Consider the following 20338-nt stretch of genomic DNA (forward strand, 5'->3'; position numbering starts at 1 on the left):
TGCTCGGCCATGAGTGAAAAATATTTGGGTAAAAAATTTGATATACATGGCGGCGGAATGGATCTTGCTGCTACACACCACACCAACGAAATTGCACAAAGCCAGGCCTGCAACCATACCAGCCCGGCAAATTACTGGATGCACACCAATATGCTAACGGTTAACGGCACCCGTATGAGTAAATCTTTGGGTAATGGTTTTTTACCTGAGGAATTATTTACCGGCAATCATCCGTTGCTGGAAAAAGCTTACTCACCCATGACTACCCGTTTTTTTATGCTGCAAACACATTACCGCAGCACATTAGATTTTAGCAACGAAGCTTTGCAGGCAAGCGAAAAAGGTTTTAAAAGATTATGGGAGGCTTACGAAGTGTTGAAAATTTTTAAAATTATACATAGCGATGCAGCAGCAAAAGATGCAGAGTTAAATGCAAAATGTTTGCAAATAATTGCTCAGTTTGATGAGAACATGAATGATGATTTTAACACCGCTAAAGTATTAGCTAATATGTTTGAGCTGGTGCCGGTAATTAATTCTATTAAAGACGGGTTGATACCCGCTGATGCATTGCTATCATCTACCTTAGTTTTAATGCAGCAAAAATTTAAGGCTTATATAGAAGAGGTGTTTGGTTTAACAGACGAATTTAATTTGAGCGACGGAAAGCTGAGCGGTGTAATGGAATTATTAATTGATATTAGAAAAGAAGCAAAAGCTAAAAAAGATTTTGCTACCAGTGATAAAATAAGGAATCAGTTAACTGCTATTGGTATTAATTTAAAAGATGAGAAGAGTGGGGACATGAGTTGGAATATTGGCTAAAGGGTAAAAGAGAAAACGAGAAAAATTATGGAACATATTTTACACTTAAGCAAAGATAAAAAATTTAAAAAAATACTGGAATTACAGCAGCCGTTTGTTTTAGCCAAAAGAAAAAATGTACACCTGCATTTGTGCAACTCTATTATGAGCCAGCAGCTGAGTACTAAAGTTGCCGATGTTTTTCAAAAAAGATTTTTGAATTTATATAAAGGCAAAACTCCTACTGCACAACAAATTGCCGAAACTCCTTTTGAAACTTTACGCAGCATTGGCCTTAGTAATGCTAAAGCAAACTATGTATACAATGTCTGCAAATTTTTTATTGATGAAAAAATTACTGATGCCCGTTTGCATAAAATGAGCAATGAAGAACTGATAAAATACCTTACTCAAATAAAAGGAGTGGGCCAGTGGACGGTGGAAATGATTTTAATGTTTACTCTTGGCCGTGAAGATATTTTTGCAGTGGATGATTTAGGCATACAGCAGGCCATTTGTAAACTGTATAATATTGATGCGGCAGATAAAAAAGCGATGAAAGCAAAAATGTTAACCATCAGTAAAAAATGGAGCCCTTATAAAACTTATGCCTGCAGGTATTTGTGGGGATGGAAGGATGCAACCCCCTCCGCCCCCTGAAGGGGGAACTTGAGCGTAAAAACGCTTAACTTATTTTATTATTTTGAAGAACAACAAATTTAAAATTATTTACAACAAAAAATTATAGTAACTACTTTAGTTCTCCTTTAGGGGACAGCGGCTTTACAATCTCCTCTAAAAACTGCTTATCAGTTTCATCAAACTGATCTAACAACTCACTATCCACATCAAGCACACCAAAAACTTCACCATCTTTAAAAAGAGGAATTACAATTTCTGATTTTGATAAACTGCTGCAGGCAATATGCCCGGGAAATTTTTCTACATCTGGTACAATTAAAGTTTTTGCATTTTGCCAGGCAGCACCGCAAACGCCACGGCCTTTTTTTATTCTTGTACAGGCCACAGGCCCTTGAAAAGGCCCCAATACTAATTCATCCTGCTTAACTAAATAGAACCCTACCCACAACCAGTTAAATTGTTCTTTTAATGCAGCGGCAACATTTGCAAGGTTGGCAATTAAATCCGGTTCTCCATCAATCAAAGCATTTATTTGCGGAATAAGCGATTGATAAATTTCTGCTTTAGTACCTTCAATAATATGTAAATCCTCCGCCATTATTTTTTATTTTCTTATTAAAATTTGTTCTTCCATTTTTAATTCCCTGTCAAAAATAAAAGTACCAAAAGGAATGATTGATGCTAAAAAAGCTTTACCCAGCCATAAAATTTCTTTTTTAAAAGAAGTAAATATTTCAAAAGCAAAATAAATAAAGGTTACAAATAAAGCGCCGTGCAGCCAGCCCACAATTTTTACCGCCATTGGCATATCCAGCAAATATTTCAGCGGCATGGCAATACCTAATAAAACTAAAAACGAAATACCTTCGGCAATAGCCACCATTCTAAAGCGGTGGAGTTGAGTAAGCAACACTTCTTTTGTCATTTTTTTTATTTAAGGGAAAAATTAATAATCAATAACCTGTTCAACAATCGCCCCGGGTATTGCCCTCCATTCGTATTGCTGGTTTCTTAACTGCGGTTCAAAGCCTGCTTCTTTTATAGATTGCTGAATAGTGGTACTGGTAAAACGGTGTGGCGCACCTGCTGCGCTCACTACATTTTCTTCAATCATAATACTGCCAAAATCGTTGGCACCGGCATTTAAACAAATTTGTGCTACCTGTTTACCCACCGTTAACCAGCTGGCCTGTATGTTTTTTACATTAGGTAACATAATACGGCTCATTGCAATCATGCGAATGTATTCTTCGGATGTAGTTAAATTATGTACGCCACGTATTCTTGTTAATAATGTATCTACATCCTGAAACGTCCATGGAATAAATGCTAAAAAACCTTTTGCATTTTCGGGCTTGCGGCTTTGTACTTCTCTTATTTTTATTAAATGTTCAAATCTTTCCTGTAAAGTTTCTACATGGCCAAACATCATGGTGGCACTGGTGGTAATATTTAATTTATGTGCTTCATGCATAATATCCAGCCATTCCTGTGCGCCGCATTTTCCTTTACTGATCAGTCTTCTAACCCTGTCCGTTAAAATTTCTGCACCGGCACCGGGTAAACTATCCATGCCTGCTGCCTGTAATGCCATTAATACTTCACGGTGTGTACTTTTTTCAAGCTTTGTAATGTGCGCCACTTCTGGCGGGCCAAGCGTATGTAATTTTATGTTTGGATAAAGGCTTTTTAATTCTTTAAATAAGTTAACGTAAAAACTTAATCCTAATTCCGGGTGATGACCGCCCTGTAACAACAACTGATCGCCACCAAATTTTATAGTTTCTTCAATTTTTGTTTTATAAGTTTCTATATCCGTTATATAAGCATCGGCATGGCCGGGAATGCGGTAAAAATTACAAAACTTGCAATTGGCAATACATACATTGGTGGTGTTTACATTACGGTCAATTTGCCACGTAACTTTTCCGTGGGGTACCTGCTTTTTTCGTAACTCATTAGCCACATACATCAGTTCGGTTAAGGGAGCATTTTCAAACAAATACATACCTTCTTCTGCAGTAAGAAAACCAAAATCGAGGGCCTTCTGGTATAAATCATTTATGTTCATAATAAACCTTTTGTGTAATAAACAACAAAAGTACATCCATTAGGTTGTAAATTACATACTGCTTAATGAGAAAAAGTATTTTAACTATATTACTGTTTGCACATTGCGTTTTGCCCTGTTTTATTTGCCAGGCACAGGAAATATTATCGCAGCCAAGGGCTAAACTGCTTACAAGGTTTCCATTTAAATTATACAACGGGGGTGTAATGGTTATTCAGGCAAGGTTTGGTAATATTCCTGATACATTAAATTTTGTTTTAGATACCGGAAGCGGGGGTATTTCGATAGATTCATCTACCTGTGCGGAATTTAAGATAGCCAGTAAAGCAACAGATACCACCATTACAGGTATTGGCGGCATACGTAAAGTGCCATTTATTTTTGATGAAACATTACACTTAACGGGCTTAGATGTAAAACACCTTAATTTTCATGTTAATAATTATGAAGTGTTAACCAGTGTTTATGGAGAAAAAATAGATGGTATTATCGGGTATAGTTTTTTCAGCAAATACATTGTATCTATAAATTTTGACAGTACTGTTATTGAAGTGTACAGCCCTGGCAAAATTAATTATCCCAAACAGGGAACAACACTGCACCCGGTTTTTACGGCATTACCCATACAGTGGGCAAATATTAAGGATAGAAAAAAGCTGGGCTATAATTTTTATTTTGATACTGGCGCAGGCCTTTGTTTTTTAATGAGTGAGCAGTTCGCAAAAGATAGTGGGGTTTTGCTTTCACGCCGCAAACCCCTGATAACACAGGCACAGGGGCTTGGTGGTAAACTGGAGATGCGGCTTACAGTAATAAAAGAAATAAAGCTTGGGCCATACAGGTTTAGGCAGGTACCCACTTATTTATATGATGATCAGTTTAATGTTACTTCTTTCCCCTTTACCGGTGGCCTTATTGGAAATGATTTATTGCGGAGGTTCAATATGATAATTAATTACCCTAAAAGAGAAATCCACCTGCTGCCCAACAGTCGCTTTAAAGAAAGTTTTGATTATGCCTATACGGGAATTGGTATTTATTATGAGAATGGAAAAATAGTAGTTGGGGATATTGTTGAAGGTTCGCCTGGTGCCAAAGCAAAGTTTATGGTTGATGATGAAGTGTATGCAGTCGGGAATAATTTTTCACACAATATTAATACGTACAAAAATATTTTACAAACACCTAACGAAGAAATAAAAGTAATTGTAAAACGGGGACAAGAATTAATTATACTCAGCTTATATACATTAAGCATCAGATAAATTACAAGTTACCAAAGCTAACGGCTAACATTTTACATTTTTCTCTCCTTACCTTTGCAGCATGATTCAGTTTGAAAAATTTATTTTACCCAATGGATTAAAAGTATTGGTGCATGAAGATAAAAGCACACCAATGGCCGTAGTAAATGTTTTGTATGATGTGGGAGCAAGAGATGAAGAACCGCACAAAACCGGCTTTGCACATTTGTTTGAGCATTTAATGTTTGGCGGCAGCGTCAACATTCCGGTGTATGATGAACCATTGCAGGTTGCAGGCGGCGAAAATAATGCCTACACCACCAACGATCTTACCAATTATTATTGCCAGTTGCCGGCAGAAAATATTGAAACGGCTTTTTGGTTAGAGAGCGACCGCATGTTATCATTAGCGTTTGGAAAAAAAAGTTTAGATACCCAACGCAAAGTAGTAAGCGAAGAGTTAAAAGAACATTATATTAACAAACCTTATGGCGATGTGTGGCATAAAATGAGGGAGCTGGCCTATACCACTCACCCCTACCGGTGGATGACGATTGGAAAAGAATTAAGCCACATTGAAAACGCCACACTGCAGGATGTAAAAGGATTTTTTTATAAACACTATACACCTAACAACGCTATACTTACTGTTGCCGGAAATGTAACAGTGGAACAGGTTAAAACGCTTACCGAAAAATGGTTTGCACCCATTGGTTCAGGTGAAAAATACAAAAGAGATCTTCCTGTAGAACCCAAACAAACAGCAGCCAGAAGTGTAGAAGTAAAAGCTAATGTGCCACTTGATGCTTTGTATAAATGCTGGCATATTTATTCCCGTACCGACATGCGGTATTACACCGCCGATTTAATTACCGATATTTTAGGCGGTGGCGGCTCATCAAGGTTATACCAGGCACTGGTAAAAGAAAAAAAATTATTCAGTAATATTGAGTGTTACCACATGGGCAGCACCGATACCGGCTTATTAACTATTGAAGGAAAATTAGTGAAAGGTGTAACCATGCAGGAGGCCGAAGCTGCTTTAAATGAAGAAATAAAAAATTTGCAGGCGCATGGTATTACAGCAAGAGAATTGGAAAAAGTAAAAAATAAAACCGAAAGCATGATGGCTTTTGAAGACATGAGTGTAATGAACCGTGCCGCAAGCATTGCAATGTATGAATTGTTGGGAGATGCTGATTTAATTAATAAAGAACTGGAAAGATACCAGGCAGTAACGGTAGCAGAAGTATTGCAGGAATGTAAAATTATTTTTGATGAAAATAATTGCAATACGTTGTATTACCTGGCCAATTAAAAAAATTAAAACTAAAAATGTTAGATAGAAAAATAGCTCCCCCCATAAAAGATGCAATAGAATTTAATTTGCATTTAAAGCCTTACACTTTTTTTACTTTAGATAATGGCGTGCCAGTGTATACCATTGATGCCGGTACGCAGGAAGTAATACAGATGGAACTGGTTTTTTATGCCGGTAACAGTTTTGAAAAACAAAAAGCTGTTGCAGGGGCCACCAATTTTTTATTAAAAAATGGCACCAGTACAAAAACTGCTTTTGAAATAAATGAAGCTTTTGATTATTACGGGGCTTATTGCAGCAGGGCCTGCTATAACGAAACTGCGGTGGTAAACTTATCTTCTCTTAATAAACATTTAGATAAATTATTACCTGTAGTAAAAGAAATGATTACTGATTCCATTTTTTTAGAAGAAGAATTAAGTACCTATAAACAAAATTCCAAACAGCGCCTGAGTGTAAGTTTAAAGAAAAGCGATTTTGTTGCCACCCGTTTAATTGATGCGTATGTTTATGGAGAAGATCATCCGTATGGCACGTACACCCATGCTGAAGATATTGATGCGTTAAACACCGAAGCGTTAAAAGAATTTTACAAGCAGTATTATGTAAACGGGCAATGCATCATTTTTGTAAGCGGTAAATTGCCAGCCAATTTAAAAGAACAACTGAATAATAATTTTGGAAGTTTGAGTTTAAAAACTATCAACTATCAACTATCAACCATCAATACTTCCCCTGCTTTAGAAAAAAAATACCGCATAACAAACGATCCGGAAGGTGTGCAGGGTGCTATAAGAATTGCAAGAGATTTTCCCAACCGCCATCATCCGGATTTTATGAAAGTGATGGTGCTGAATACTTTATTTGGTGGCTATTTTGGCAGCAGGCTTATGAGTAATATACGGGAAGATAAAGGTTACACATATGGCATACACAGTTACGTACAAAACCATTTGCAGCAAAGCGCCTGGATGATAAGTACCGAAGCCGGTAAGGATGTAAGTGAAGCAACAATTGAAGAAGTGTATAAGGAAATGAAATTATTACAGGAAGAACTGGTTGATGAAGAAGAATTATTATTAGTAAGAAATTATTTAATTGGCACCATACTCGGCGACCTCGACGGACCTTTTCAAATAATGGGCCGCTGGAAAAATTTAATTTTAAATAACCTGGATGAAAAATATTTTTATGATTCGGTACAAACCATAAAAACTATTTCGGCAGAAGAGTTGAGGGAGCTTGCAAAAAAATATTTAAATCCCGGAGATTTTTATGAACTAATTGTAATTTAGTATAAACAAATATTGCGATGCAAAAATGGCTAATTAAAGTGTTGGTATGTGCAGTAAATGCTTTTATCATCGCTTACATCATTCCGGAGGGTGTAGAAATAAAAGATATGTTTTCTGCCTTAATTGTGGCCGTAATGTTATCGCTGCTTGATGCTATTGTAAAACCCTTGTTGGTTTTGCTTACACTTCCGGCCACTGTACTTACCCTGGGTTTATTTTTATTTGTAATTAATGCCTGCATCATTTTAATAGACGATCATTTTGTTGGAGGTTTTAAAGTAGAAAATTTTTGGTACGCTTTATTGTTTAGTGTACTGTTATCGTTCTTTAATTCGCTGGTACACCGTAAGGCATTTCCGGAGAAAGAAAAAAATAAAAAGAGCTGACCAACCCAACTCTTTTAAATCATCAGTCTTCCTAACATTTTTTTCTCTGCGCTCTCTGCCCCTCAGCGTGCAAACTACTTTACTCAATCCTCATATTAAACCGCCTTGCCTGCTCTTTAATTATTTTTTCCACTTCAGTTTCCAGCGTTGGCGAATTATTTATTGCAGCTGCATTCTTTGCTTTTTCTGTTGCTATATAAGCATCCCGTTGTGTATTAAGTGTAGTTATTTCATTTTGAATTGCAGAACGCTCTTTACTTTTTATTGCAATAAATTTTTTCAACTCTTCTTCATTTTTATTTTTTAAACTGTCCGGCAAATTCTTTTTATCCAGTGTTTTAAAATTAAAATCGCCATTAGCATTTGCATCTACCAAATCCCAATGTGCATTTTGATAAACCTTACCACTACTTTTTGCTTTAATCCTTTTCATCCCTGCCTCTTTACTCATTGTTGTATTGGCAGCATCCATCGAACCTTGTTTAGCCTGATAAGTAACGCCTGCATATCCATAAGTAATATAAGTGCCATTCAATTTATTATTCATCACATAAATCATACTATCATAAGGCGTAGATATTTCTTCTTCTTTTGTATTTTGATTAATATTGGTATAGCTTCCATTTCCACATTCGCCTGCTAAATTCCAGTGCTCGGCTATGCCCTGCATTTTATCGCCGCAATAAATGGTATTTACAATCACACCTTTTTGCTTAGCCTCTTTACAAGATTGGGTGTATTGAATATTGCCCTGCAAAAAGTCCTCATTACCTGCAATAAAAATTACTTTATAATTTTCCGGCGCTGCATCCCATTGCAGTTCTTTAAGCGAACTGTAAATAACCTGGCCGCAATATTCATCGCCACCATTGGTTTTTAAACTAAATAAATTTTGGGATAACGAATCCAGGTCGCTGATAAAATCATTTATCTTTTTTACATAACCGGCATTGGCATCATTGGTTGTTCTGCCATATTCGTATAAAGCAATTTCAATTTGGGGCGCAACATCACCGGTACATTTTGCTTTACCCATAGTGTTAACCATATTCCAGAGTTGCGCCTTTGCCTGCTCTATTAAGCCATCCATACTGCCGCTTACATCCAGTAAAATAGCGGCCTGTATTTTTGGCTGCACTGGTTTTTTATAATCAGGCTTTTTACTTAAAGCCAATAAACTTATTACACTTGCAATGGAGAATAAACCGAGGGAAATTTTAGCAGCTAATTTCATAATCAGTAGTTTTGAGTAAGATGCAGCCATAAACAAATTTGCACAAACAATTCTTGTTAAAAAAAACAGAATAGCCACAGCCGCACAGAAACACCGAAAGCAGTATCGAAATTTATTGGAGCCCATTATTTAAATTATAACTGTATTAATTCTGTGTTTCTGTGCCTCTGTGGCCAACCTTTTTGCCGCAGGCAAAACTTCTTTGTTTACTTTTGTGCTACTCAAACAACGATATGCAGTTCGAAAAAAAAAATATTTCCCCCACAGAATTAATTCATTTTTATAAAGCCATTCTTTTACCAAGAATGATAGAAGAAAAAATGCTGCTGTTATTGCGGCAGGGAAAAATTAGCAAATGGTTTAGTGGTATTGGTCAGGAAGCCATTTCTGTTGGCGCAACATTGGCTTTACAAGATGACGAATGGATAATGCCTTTGCACCGCAACCTTGGTGTGTTTACCACGAGAAAAATGCCGTTAAGTAAATTATACATGCAATGGCAGGGCAATAAAGAAGGCTACAGCAAAGGGCGGGAAAGAAGTTTTCATTTTGGAAGTAAAGAAAATTATATCTGCGGCATGATCTCTCATTTAGGTCCGCAGTTGGCCATTGCCGATGGTGTGGCATTGGCACATAAATTAAGAAATGAGAGCAGGGTAGCCGTTGCTTTTAGTGGAGATGGTGGTACAAGCGAAGGCGATTTTCATGAAGCATTAAATACTGCAGCGGTTTGGGATTTACCTGTAATTTTTATTATAGAAAATAATGGCTATGGATTAAGTACACCAGTAAATGAACAGTACCGTTGTTTTAGTTTGGTTGATAAAGCCAAAGGTTATGGCATGGAAGGCATACGCATTGACGGTAATAATTTATTAGAAGTATATGATACTGTAAAAGGGGTAAGAGACTATTGCATACAAAATCAAAAACCCTATTTAATAGAATGTACTACATTCAGAATGCGTGGCCACGAAGAGGCCAGCGGTGTAAAATATGTACCGCCGGAATTATTTGACCTGTGGGCAAAAAAAGATCCGGTAAAAAATTATGAAGCCTTTCTTTTAGAAAAAAATATTTTAACTGCAGTACAAATTGAAAATATAAAAACAGCAATAAAAGAACAGATTGAAAGCGAATTAAAAATTGCCAACGAAGCAAAACCAATGGTGGTAAATATGCAGGAGGAATTGAATGATGTATATGCACCGTCAATAGTGAGTAATGTGTCGCCAGTAAAACAGTACACATACGGAGATCCTTCTCACGACTCACGGCTCACCACTCACGACAAACGTTTTGTAGATGGCATCAAAGAAGGCCTTCATCAAAGCATGCAAAAACACCCCAACTTAATTTTAATGGGACAAGACATTGCAGAGTATGGCGGCGCTTTTAAAATTACCGAAGGTTTTGTAAATGAATTTGGCAAAGCAAGAGTACGCAATACACCTTTATGCGAAAGTGCAATTGTTGGTGCCGCATTAGGTTTAAGTTTAGAAGGCTATAAAAGTATGATGGAAATGCAGTTTGCCGATTTTGCAACGGTGGGTTTTAACCAGATCATTAATAACCTTGCAAAAATTCATTACCGCTGGGGGCAAAATGCAGATGTGGTTATTCGCATGCCCACTGGCGGCGGCGTGGGTGCCGGGCCATTTCATTCTCAAAGTAACGAAGCATGGTTTGTGCACACCCCCGGTTTAAAAGTAGTTTATCCCAGCACACCCATAGATGCAAAAGGTTTATTGATTGCTGCAATAAACGACCCTAACCCGGTTTTATATTTCGAACACAAAGCTTTATACCGTAGTGTAAGCGGCCACGTACCACAGGAATATTACGAAGTAGAAATTGGTAAAGCAAGGACAGTGCAGCATGGCGATGATATTACCATAATTACTTACGGAGCAGGTGTCCATTGGACTATGGATTATGCAGCAAAAAATAAAAACATCAGCATAGAAATTTTAGATTTAAGAACCTTACTGCCTTTAGATTATGATGCGATAGAGGAAGCGGTTGCAGCCACAGGAAAAGTTTTGATACTGCACGAAGACACACTCACTGGCGGCATTGGTGGCGAAGTTGCCGCATGGATTGCTGAAAACTGTTTTAGTTATTTAGATGCACCGGTAATGCGTTGCGCCAGCCTGGATACACCGATACCTTTTAATTTGGAACTGGAGAAAAACTTTATGGCGTACAGCAGGTTGGGGGAATGTGTAAATAAACTAATGCAATACTAAGTACCACCTAAAAACATATTTAACCAAATATGCCCCGTAATAAAAAATATTGGCAACGTCGTTTTGGAATACTCAACACCGAAGCCTATCATCATCATTTTGATGTAAGACAAATACCCGATTTAGATGATGAAGGATTAGCCTATTTACTAACACATGTTAAGGGTATTAATATGCTGGACTTAAATGAAACGGAAATTACTAATGCCAGCATTGCCTTGCTAACAAAGCTGGAATATGTTAACGAATTAAGAATAAAAGGCTGTACGGAGATAGACAATAATTGCATTGCCGATTTAAATAAAATTACCAGCCTCCAATTTTTACACTTAAAAAATACGGGCATTACCATTGATGGTATTTTACAATTAATCGGCCTTACAAAACTTACCGATATATTATTTTCTAATGACGATGACAGGGATATAAAAGATAAAATGCTATTGCTAAAGGATATGCTACCTGATTGTAACTTTGTTATAAACTCAGTACCTTATATTTTTTTAAAATGAATGTAGCCACTTTACTTACTGCTCCACAAAACGATTACCTGTTACAAGATGGTAATTGGCAAAAAGCCGATTTTTATGATTTGAGTACAAGCAGTACATTTTGGAACAGGGCAATAGTGATAACCCTATCTAAAATATATGCAGCAACGAATGCTGCAGCATTAATTTATTTACTGCAAAAACAAGCCAAAGCACTAAACATTTGGGAAAGGCAGTGGCATGATACAACACCAGCAATACAAGATTTTATAAAATTTTTTATAGCAGAAAAAGGTTTTACAAATACCAACGGCAAGCTTATACCTGCCGAAAGTTTTTGGGAGCAATATAGTGCCACCGTAGCAGGGATTACCACCGAGCCCAGTTTTGAATGTAGTAAAAATGAGCTATCGGAACCTTATAACAATTTGCTTAGCAAAGAAGATATAATACAAGTAACCTGCTTTGATGACACCTGGAATGAACAGAATTTTTTAATTGAAACTAACACGGGTTGGGTGTTGTTTCATTGGAGTTCGGCTGATTAATTCTTATAATACTTCAACAAATTATCCAACAACTTTTGTAATTTTTCCTGTTGTTTGTATCCTTCGTACAAGGGTACGCCAATATGAAAATAATTGGTTTTTTCCAATTCTTTTAAATAAGTGCTGTTTTTGGCTGTTTCGTATGCAGAAACATAATTGTCGTTGTATTCCAGTATCAGATACAAATCGTAAGCTACTCTCATTTTTCTCTTTATAGGCGCTGTCATTCTTGCTATTACAACATCCGTATCTTCAGTGTAACGCACTGTTACTGATAACTCATCTTTTTTATTGATTGCAAATGCCGAGTCAATAGTCATTACACCTTTGTAGGCCCAATGCTGCTCTTTAGAATTACTTATTATTTTATTGAGCTCTGCTAAGAACGCCGCTTGTGCTTTTTGTTTGGGCTGGGCAATAGCCACAATGGGAAATATTGTACAGCAATAAATAGCAATAATTATACTTTTCATAAAAATTAGAAACAGGTTTTACAATAACATTTATACTTATTAATTTTCAAAATTAATCTTTAACACATCTTGCAGAAAGCCCATTAGCTTTCAGTAGTACTTTAATACGTTATCCAATAACTTTAGCAATTTTTGCTGGTGGCGAATATCCTCCGGAAAGGGTGCGCCAATGTGAAGCAAGTTAGTTTTATTGTCTTCTACTAATTCGTTGCTGTTAGTTCCAGATTTAAACACTGTCACATCATCATTTTTATATTCCAGTATCAGGTAAAGATCGTATGCTATTCTCCATATTTTATTTACCGGTGCTTCCATTCTTGCCCTTACAAAAGAAGAATCCTCTTTAGTATAACGAACGGATAGTGATAAAATACCTGCTTTATTTATTGCAAATACAGAATCAACACTCATTTTGCCACCAGTTTGCCAATCATCTTCTTTTGAGTTTATTAAAATATTGTTGAGCTGGTCTATAAATTCCTTTTCGGCTTTTTGTTTTGTTTGGGCTGATGCTGCTAGAGAAAGCAGCAAACAGAAAAATAAACCTGTAATTATTTTTTTCATTTTATTTAGTTATTAAATTAAACCAATCAGCATTACTGTTTTCTTTAATCGCTTTTATATCATCTGGATTAAGACCTGATAAGAAAGATTTATAAGAGGCCAAATACGCAGATGAAGATGTTCCCGAACAATAGGCATTGAAAACATGCGAACTATAGGGTTTTGCCAACGTTGTAATATTATTTACACAGGGAAACAGTTTGTTCCAGTTTGTAGCTACCATTCCTCTTACCTCATTCCAAACGGAGCAGTTTACGCTTTGAGCTGCAACAAGCATCCTGTTGCTTTCCAAAATTACAATGTCAATATAGTCACTATTGTTCTTTTTATATACCACCGCCTTATCTGCATATGTTTTTCTTGCCAGTGCTAATTCATTCGTGGCCCGGCTGGCCATATCATTAGCAGCAGCTATTTTGGTATCATAAGCCGGTTTAACCTTTACCACTTCCTGTTCTTGTTTTTTAGAAAGACTGACAGTAAGTTCCCATATATCATCTTTAAATTTTTTATTTTCTAATTCTATTTGTGAAATTTTTGATTTTACTGTTGCATTGTATTGTTGAATATTCTTATTGAGCTCGTTTATTTGAATAATCAGTTGTTGTTGCTGTTTTAATAACGAATCTTTTTCTGTGGGAGTGATTGTTGTTTTTTTTAAATCCCAATCCAACGAACTTTTCTGCTTTCTAAGCTCTGCAAGCTGTGTTTCAACAGGAGCCAGGTATTCTTTTTGTTCGGTAAGAATTATTTGGCTTTTTTGTTCATTTATATCAATATTGGCAGTCAACTTATTTTGCGCCTCCTTTGAATCAGCCTTTACTTGTTCACAAATTTTTTCCGCTTCTGTTTCAAAGTCTTTCTTATATCTTATTACAGTGGCTTTGCCTATCGTTATCTTATCGTCTGCTATAAGAATAGAAGAAGCATAATTCATCAAGGATTCAATCCATTGATTATGTTTATTTTTTGCTTCAGAAAAAACACTCGTTTCATAGCTTTTGCTATGGGTGGTCATACTTACGCAAAGGGTTTCATTTTCTTTTTCCATTTTGGCAATGTCTTCTTTCTTTTTCAATATCCCGTTATCCCCTTTTTCTATATTCTGTAATTGCACTTTCTTTAAAGCAATTCTTTCAGCATATTGTTTTCTTGTTGATTCCAGCTCTGATGTAGTGGCCGGAATGGCATAACCCTTAACATCGCCAAGGTGTTTTTCAAAATTTTCACCTCTTTTTTCAAATTCCGATTTCCACCCATTACATTGACTGCATCTTGCACCTACTTTCATGTCTCCTATAATATTATCACGTTCTTTATACAAAGCAGCTATTTCATCTTTTAATTTTTGAGTTCTATTTTTTAACGCCTCTTCCAATAAAATTAAATCGTTTTTATACTTAGCGATAGTTTCTTTATTATATTCAATTCGTTTAGCAATAGATTCTATCGAAATAACATTACCAATACCAGAAGTTTGAGTATAAGCAATATTTACAACACTCATAAAGAATGCCGTTACAATTAATTTTATTAGCATGTGGCGGTTTGAGTTTGAGTATAGGTTAATTTCCAAAAGGATCATCTTCTGCTTTATACAAGTCTCTTAAATACTCTAGTGCTTTTTTTATTTTATTAAAATTGGTATCATCTGCTTTTAAATATGGGAAATAAACAATGGTATAAAAATTAGTATTACTGTAAACCTTTTGAAAATCTCCACATTCTCCATCATTGTTGCCTCCCGATACGGTGTATGAGGTTTTATTCCTTTCGATTAAATATTTGACTGTTTTGGATTTAAGGGTTATTTGCATAAATCCCACTGTTCCTGCGTTTTGGTCATTATTTCCAATTTCCACACTAACTATATAAGCCGGATTAAACTCTTGTGTTATATTTTCAATAAAATAATCACATGGATAGATTCTCATGGGTATCTTATACTTGTTACGATCATTGATTGTAACCAATGTACCTTCTGGCCTTTGCTTATAATTGCTTTGATCATAGCTTATTTTCAAATTATCTTTGGATGATTTTACTTCTGAGCTCCTATGATAATAACTTTTGCTATTTATAACGGAACTATAATCCTTTATTTCATTAATTTTTTTGTTTAAATAATTAACGGTTTCCTCCTTTGTTAAACTTGCTTTATCCTGCGAAAATGAGGTTAATGACCAAATTGTAAAAAAACACATCAGTAGTTTACTTTTCATTTTTTTGCTTGTTTAGGTATTGTTATTTTTTGATCCGATTTTAGATACGATAAATGTTTTTTAAATAGAAATTAGTTAAGCATATTTTCTTTTAAATTGTTATTAATTTCCAAAAGGATCATCTTCGGCTTTATATAAGTCTCTTAAATACTCTAATGCTTTTTTAATTTTATTAAAATTAGTTGGGTCTGATTGTAAAAAAGGAAACCATATTTCGCTGGTTGAAGAACTTTTTTCAGGGGTAGCCCAGCCATTGCATTTACCTCCATAATTACCTCCATTAATGTTTGTTGTTGTTCCAGCATTTACAAATCTTTCGCTTGCTGTTTTTCCTATCAGGGTAATTACAATAATTGCAACCGGGTCGTTGGGATTTGATTTAAGAGAGATACTTTTAATATGGCCTGGGTTAAATGTATGTGAAAAGGAATTCTCAAAATAGTCACATGGATAAACGTTTCCTTTATAATAATCATTTACCCTGGGATTGTCAGCATAATTTCGGTAACTGGATGTTACAATAATTTGTTCGGATGACTTACTTACTGATTGACTATAATAGTATAATGCTTTTGAGTCAGTGCGATAATGACCATCGATTTCTTTTATTTTTTTATTCAAATAATTAATCGTTTCTTCTTTTGTTAATGTTGCCTTTTCCTGGGAAAATGATGCCAATGCCCCCATTGTCAAAACACTTAACAACAATATTTTTTTCATTTTATTTATATTTTTAAATTTATAATGCCCTTTAATTTCAGCAACCTTTATGTTATTGCCTTTTCATTTTTCCTTTGTAATAGCGTGGCATAACTCCACCAGGCCGTATAAAAAGCATACCAATAAGGTTTAATAGCCGGTTATTTTTTAATGTTTTTAGAATACCTTTTGATACATTAATACTGTGTGATTAAAAAGTGAAACCAAACCCAAAATGATGTACTAATGAATTCCCGAATTTATCATTGATTGGTTTGTTAACCCCGTATCTAAAAACAAGGCCGGCAAGTTTTAAATAAATGCCTGCTTCTACATTTAATGCGGTAAATTTTTTATCTCCATTTTCTGCAAACTCTTTTACTTTGGTAGTGTTGTGCTCAAACTGCCTGATCTCTGAATTTACACAAACCCCGGCACCCGTGTATAGCCAAACCGGGTGGAATATTTTTTTGGTGATACCAAAATTGCCATAAATAGTTTTGCTGGTAATAGTTCCTGTAAATGTTTTTTTAAGATCATCTGATTTGGCTACACTATTTTCGTTGTTGGTTTCCCAGTAAGTCACATCTTCAAATATACCGTTGCCTGCCCTCGCGGAAAGGTAGGTGCCTACTTTTTTGTTTTTAAGGCCGCCAAACATTACACCATATAAATTTTCTTCATCTCCATGCCAGCCCACAAAAGAATCGTCATGTCTAAAACCCTTTCTTTGCTTTCTTTGCAAGGATGACATCTTCCGGTCGCTAGTTTTTTTACCACAGTTATTAGCAGCAGTAAATAAATCAATTGCCCTACTGATATCATATATATTTTTGCTTTTATCATATTTTTTACCCTCAGTATAATAAAGGCTGCACAACTCTGTATTTATAATTTTTATTTTTGACCCTTTTGGAAAACGCTGCTGGTATTTTTTATAATAAAGTTCAGCAGTTTCAAAGTCTTTACCCCTGGCTTCCCTGGCTCGTTCCAGGTATTCTTTTTTAAGTTTCTCTTCGGCCTGCACCATATGTATACCTAACGGATATTTATCAAGATATGCTTCCATAGGTTCTACAGTTATTTGATATGATGCAATTTCATAAGTGTGTTCGTCCCAGGCATTTGCTCTCTTCTCTTCTACTTTTGCACTATTTTTTATTTCGAGGGCTTCGGAATACTTGTCTATTGCTTTACGCCACTCGCCAATATCCATTTTTTGATCACCCTCCAAAGTCAATTGTTTAAATCTTATATTATCCACTTCGGGTGATGAAGGATACATTTTTATAAATTCCTGCAGTTCTTTTGGGTCACTACTTTCTTTATAAATGTCAAATATTTTTTTATCGCTAAAAGTTTTTAATTGTGTTTGTTTAGAAACTTCTGCATCGCTGCGCTGCTTTACTATTGCATTAGCCGGAGCCATTCTTGTTTCATCTCTCTTTTCAACAAATTCCTTGTCAGCCATGGCGATCTGTGCAGTTACTTTTTCATTAATAACCAGCAGGTCTTTATACGCCGCAGTTCCTGTATTGGATGCAGGAGCAATTTTAAAATATGTTTTTAATGCTACTGCCGCTTTTGTCCAATCTTGTGCTGCGCTGTAAACAAGGGCTTTAAGAGATTCTATTTTTGGATTGGTTTTGCCTAAAGCACTTTCGCAATTTAAAAGTGCGTTAATGCAGGCCGCATTGTTGCCTTTTTCAAAGGCTGTCAAAGCCTGCTTAAATAGGTCTGCTGCAGATTGGGCTTTGGATGACATTGAGATAATCATCAATAAAGCGATTAATAGATTCCGCATATTGTTAAGTAAGTTTATTCTTTTACTGAATTTTGTTGGTCAGTATGCATTAATTAAAATGAATACGTACCTATATTTATCCGCTGCCTGGCGCTTGTGAAAATAACTTTATGCACTTTTTTTAATTGCTCATTTACAAATACATAAACTGTTGCCTCCGTTCCAACAGCATTACTGTAATTTTCTACAGCTATATTGTAATTACCTTTCTTTACTTTAGTAACATAAATGTTCTCAGGACCAAAAGCCCTAGTATTATCAACATCCAATTGCATATTAGAGGTAGTTTTATTTTGATAATTACAAACAAATCCATCAGGGTCAGTTATATAAAGATCAATATCAGAGCCAGAGGTGTTCCAGGTTAAGGTTGCCCTAAGATCAACTGGCTCACGACTGAGTGTAATTTTTTGAGGTAATTCTTTTTGCTGTACTGTAACTTTTATGTTGTTGATGCCGGATTTTAAAACCAATTGTGCCGTAAAGTTTCCTGATTCATCAATACTAAAAGTTTGTTCGTAACCTTCAGCTATTATTTTACCTTCTTTTATAAGTGATTTTGGGCCAGTAACATTACCACTGATTTTTATTACACCCTCTTCTGTTACAGTGTTATTAAAATCTTTATCCAGAGTGATGCTAACAGGAGCTTGTACTGCCTGGCTCCATTCGTCATCTTTATTATAAGTGCTTATATTTTTATTTTTTACTTCTTCATCAATTTCTTCCGACGGTGGTTTTTCTTCACCACTCTCATATTTTTTATATAATTCGTATATTTTATCAATCTCCAGTAATGGCCATTTTATTTGTATATAGATATTACCAGTTGTTGGATATCTTGCCCTAACCTGTACATTGTCTATTTTTGCCCACGAAAAAGTGGCTATTCTTTCAGTTTTAGAAATTGCTTTTGCCAGTTTATCTTTTCCTTCGTCGGATGGAGAGAACGCAGCAGGAATTCTAAACGAATATCTTTCAGCATAATCGCCTTCTACCATTATCATCATTTCGCCCCAGGTGTATGATGTTGGTGCTGCATAAGGCATTTTTTCCTGTGCACTTATAATCACATCATTACTTTTGATATTGAAAAAAGCATACGCTCCAAATTGCATTTTATCCTCAGGGTTTAATCCCATGCCTACAACAGCAGAAAAGGAAATTGGCCTAACGGCATTGTAACGTTTTACCAGGTCTTTATACTTAGAAATAATATTAAAACCAACGATTTCCTTTTCGCCTTTCAGGTATTCTTTATTAAGGCTGTAAGTAAATATTGGAGTCATCATTAAGTCGCCCATAACGGTCCAGGCTCTTAATCTTACTGCTGCAGAAGACAGGTTGTTTATTCCGTTTTCTTCACGAAATTCCTGGCTAAAATTGTGGTTAACCACCTGCATGGGAAGGCATTTTTCTTTGGGGAAACTAAAATAAGATGAAGGATCGTTGTAAGTAAATGCCACATCAATATTGCCTTTACCGGAAACTTTAAATTCTTTTTGTGCAAATGCAGTACAAAAGCAACAACTTAAAAAAATAATTGAGTATAGGTATTTCATCGTGCTATTTTAATTGTTGAACTTAATATTTTCTCCCTTTACAATTTTCCTGAATACTATGCATTTTGTTTTAGCACCTACAGAAGTCATTCTGATGTTGGAACGATTTACAACAACAGCCGCATCGGTTCCTTTGAAACATTCATAAAAAGTATTACTGCAAAAGGAGCCCTTTTTTATTTCCATTTGTTGTTCAAAATATAGTACTACCATTACTTCGTTTGGTAAAACCAACTCGGCATAAGGAATTTGTTTATACAATTTTTCATTGCCTTTGTACATAATTTTACATTCAACGTCCAACTCATTTTTTTTGGATTGATATTCAGATTTATTCAAAAAAATAGACTCGTCTTTCATTATTGTAGCAGTGCCACAGTTATAATTTGTGCCATTTATAAACTGGCTATGTTTAAAAATATAACAACGATTCTGTGCTTTACTACTGCCCGTTGAAACAAACAAGATTATGCAAAACCATATTTTTAAATGCATATATTTAATAGGAATTAGTGTTATTTGTCCGTTGATTTCATAAATAATTTAATCGTCTTATCCTGCCCATACCCTACTTCATAATTTTCCACCACACCCTGCATTTTTTCCTGCAATAATCCTAATAATAATGTATTGGGCGAAGTAGTAATACATTTGTATTTTACCGATAGGTTTAGTGACTTAGGATTAGGGCTATATTTTGCTTTTTCATTCATAAGAAAAGCTTTACCC

At 35.5% G+C, this 20338-nt stretch carries 22 protein-coding genes; 9 read left to right on the forward strand and 13 right to left on the reverse strand.

The features are described 5' to 3' along the window. Positions 1-825 (forward strand): DALR domain-containing protein (locus ACY65O_RS01735; protein WP_462219125.1); only part of this gene is annotated, 825 nt, incomplete at its 5' end. 27 nt (positions 826-852) lie between these two features. After that, positions 853-1464 (forward strand): DNA-3-methyladenine glycosylase family protein, encoded by a 612-nt coding sequence (locus ACY65O_RS01740; RefSeq protein WP_462219126.1) that lies wholly within the window; start codon positions 853-855, stop codon positions 1462-1464. 91 nt (positions 1465-1555) lie between these two features. Here the strand turns inward: ACY65O_RS01740 and ACY65O_RS01745 are convergent, their stop codons facing one another. The 3 genes from ACY65O_RS01745 to mqnC are packed head-to-tail and all read right to left on the reverse strand — an operon-like array spanning position 1556 to position 3517. Continuing rightward, a complete protein-coding gene (locus ACY65O_RS01745; protein ID WP_462219127.1) occupies positions 1556-2044 on the reverse strand; it encodes a GAF domain-containing protein in 489 nt (162 codons plus the stop codon). 6 nt (positions 2045-2050) lie between these two features. After that, a complete protein-coding gene (locus ACY65O_RS01750) occupies positions 2051-2371 on the reverse strand; it encodes a DUF3817 domain-containing protein (RefSeq protein WP_462219128.1) in 321 nt (106 codons plus the stop codon). 21 nt (positions 2372-2392) lie between these two features. Beyond that, positions 2393-3517 (reverse strand): cyclic dehypoxanthinyl futalosine synthase, encoded by a 1125-nt coding sequence (gene mqnC / locus ACY65O_RS01755; RefSeq protein WP_462219129.1) that lies wholly within the window; start codon positions 3515-3517, stop codon positions 2393-2395. A gap of 65 nt (positions 3518-3582) precedes the next feature. Here mqnC and ACY65O_RS01760 point away from each other — a divergent pair, with 65 nt between their 5' ends. The 4 genes from ACY65O_RS01760 to ACY65O_RS01775 all read left to right on the forward strand — a co-directional run bounded on the left by ACY65O_RS01760 (position 3583) and on the right by ACY65O_RS01775 (position 7763). Continuing rightward, positions 3583-4782 carry an aspartyl protease family protein gene (locus ACY65O_RS01760; protein WP_462219130.1) on the forward strand — a complete coding sequence of 400 codons (1200 nt, stop codon included), beginning with the start codon at positions 3583-3585 and terminating at the stop codon, positions 4780-4782. Positions 4783-4843: 61 nt separating this feature from the next. Next, positions 4844-6079, forward strand: a complete 1236-nt coding sequence (locus tag ACY65O_RS01765; RefSeq protein ID WP_462219131.1) for a M16 family metallopeptidase — start codon at positions 4844-4846, stop codon at positions 6077-6079. 17 nt (positions 6080-6096) lie between these two features. Next, entirely contained in the window at positions 6097-7377 is a 1281-nt protein-coding gene (locus ACY65O_RS01770; RefSeq protein WP_462219132.1) for a M16 family metallopeptidase, read from the forward strand. 17 nt (positions 7378-7394) lie between these two features. Then, on the forward strand, positions 7395-7763 hold the full coding sequence (locus tag ACY65O_RS01775; protein WP_462219133.1) for a phage holin family protein: 369 nt from the start codon (positions 7395-7397) through the stop codon (positions 7761-7763). A gap of 79 nt (positions 7764-7842) precedes the next feature. On the opposite strand, the gene ACY65O_RS01780 is transcribed toward ACY65O_RS01775, so the two are convergent. After that, the gene (locus ACY65O_RS01780; protein ID WP_462219134.1) at positions 7843-8997 is read right to left on the reverse strand and encodes a vWA domain-containing protein; all 1155 of its coding nucleotides are present in this window, start codon (positions 8995-8997) and stop codon (positions 7843-7845) included. 233 nt (positions 8998-9230) lie between these two features. On the opposite strand from ACY65O_RS01780, the gene ACY65O_RS01785 reads away from it, so the two are divergent. The 3 genes from ACY65O_RS01785 to ACY65O_RS01795 are packed head-to-tail and all read left to right on the forward strand — an operon-like array spanning position 9231 to position 12285. Beyond that, the gene (locus ACY65O_RS01785) at positions 9231-11246 is read left to right on the forward strand and encodes an alpha-ketoacid dehydrogenase subunit alpha/beta (RefSeq protein ID WP_462219135.1); all 2016 of its coding nucleotides are present in this window, start codon (positions 9231-9233) and stop codon (positions 11244-11246) included. A 29-nt stretch (positions 11247-11275) separates the two neighbouring features. Beyond that, complete coding sequence (locus ACY65O_RS01790) at positions 11276-11758, forward strand: hypothetical protein (protein ID WP_462219136.1); 483 nt, start codon at positions 11276-11278, stop codon at positions 11756-11758. Continuing rightward, complete coding sequence (locus ACY65O_RS01795; protein ID WP_462219137.1) at positions 11755-12285, forward strand: hypothetical protein; 531 nt, start codon at positions 11755-11757, stop codon at positions 12283-12285. Before ACY65O_RS01790 ends, ACY65O_RS01795 begins: the two co-directional genes overlap by 4 nt. On the opposite strand, the gene ACY65O_RS01800 is transcribed toward ACY65O_RS01795, so the two are convergent. The 9 genes from ACY65O_RS01800 to ACY65O_RS01840 form a co-directional block, all read right to left on the reverse strand. Next, positions 12282-12758, reverse strand: a complete 477-nt coding sequence (locus tag ACY65O_RS01800; RefSeq protein WP_462219138.1) for a hypothetical protein — start codon at positions 12756-12758, stop codon at positions 12282-12284. The two genes, ACY65O_RS01795 and ACY65O_RS01800, sit on opposite strands and share 4 nt — an antisense overlap. A gap of 90 nt (positions 12759-12848) precedes the next feature. Then, positions 12849-13322: a hypothetical protein gene (locus tag ACY65O_RS01805; RefSeq protein WP_462219139.1), complete on the reverse strand. Its 474-nt coding sequence runs from the start codon at positions 13320-13322 to the stop codon at positions 12849-12851. A gap of 1 nt (position 13323) precedes the next feature. Next, positions 13324-14862, reverse strand: coding sequence for a hypothetical protein (locus ACY65O_RS01810; RefSeq protein ID WP_462219140.1), 1539 nt, complete (start codon positions 14860-14862; stop codon positions 13324-13326). Between the two features lie 25 nt (positions 14863-14887). Continuing rightward, positions 14888-15544 carry a hypothetical protein gene (locus tag ACY65O_RS01815; RefSeq protein ID WP_462219141.1) on the reverse strand — a complete coding sequence of 219 codons (657 nt, stop codon included), beginning with the start codon at positions 15542-15544 and terminating at the stop codon, positions 14888-14890. Positions 15545-15646: 102 nt separating this feature from the next. Next, the gene (locus ACY65O_RS01820) at positions 15647-16264 is read right to left on the reverse strand and encodes a hypothetical protein (protein ID WP_462219142.1); all 618 of its coding nucleotides are present in this window, start codon (positions 16262-16264) and stop codon (positions 15647-15649) included. 190 nt (positions 16265-16454) lie between these two features. After that, positions 16455-18047 (reverse strand): hypothetical protein, encoded by a 1593-nt coding sequence (locus ACY65O_RS01825; RefSeq protein ID WP_462219143.1) that lies wholly within the window; start codon positions 18045-18047, stop codon positions 16455-16457. Positions 18048-18100: 53 nt separating this feature from the next. Then, complete coding sequence (locus ACY65O_RS01830) at positions 18101-19609, reverse strand: YfaP family protein (RefSeq protein WP_462219144.1); 1509 nt, start codon at positions 19607-19609, stop codon at positions 18101-18103. Positions 19610-19618: 9 nt separating this feature from the next. Next, positions 19619-19891, reverse strand: coding sequence for a hypothetical protein (locus ACY65O_RS01835; protein WP_462219145.1), 273 nt, complete (start codon positions 19889-19891; stop codon positions 19619-19621). A 233-nt stretch (positions 19892-20124) separates the two neighbouring features. Continuing rightward, positions 20125-20338, reverse strand: a 214-nt coding sequence (locus ACY65O_RS01840) for a hypothetical protein (RefSeq protein ID WP_462219146.1), incomplete at its 5' end; no start/stop codon positions are given.

Source organism: Ferruginibacter sp. (genome assembly GCF_031430955.1).
In the GTDB taxonomy this organism is placed as follows: domain Bacteria; phylum Bacteroidota; class Bacteroidia; order Chitinophagales; family Chitinophagaceae; genus Ferruginibacter.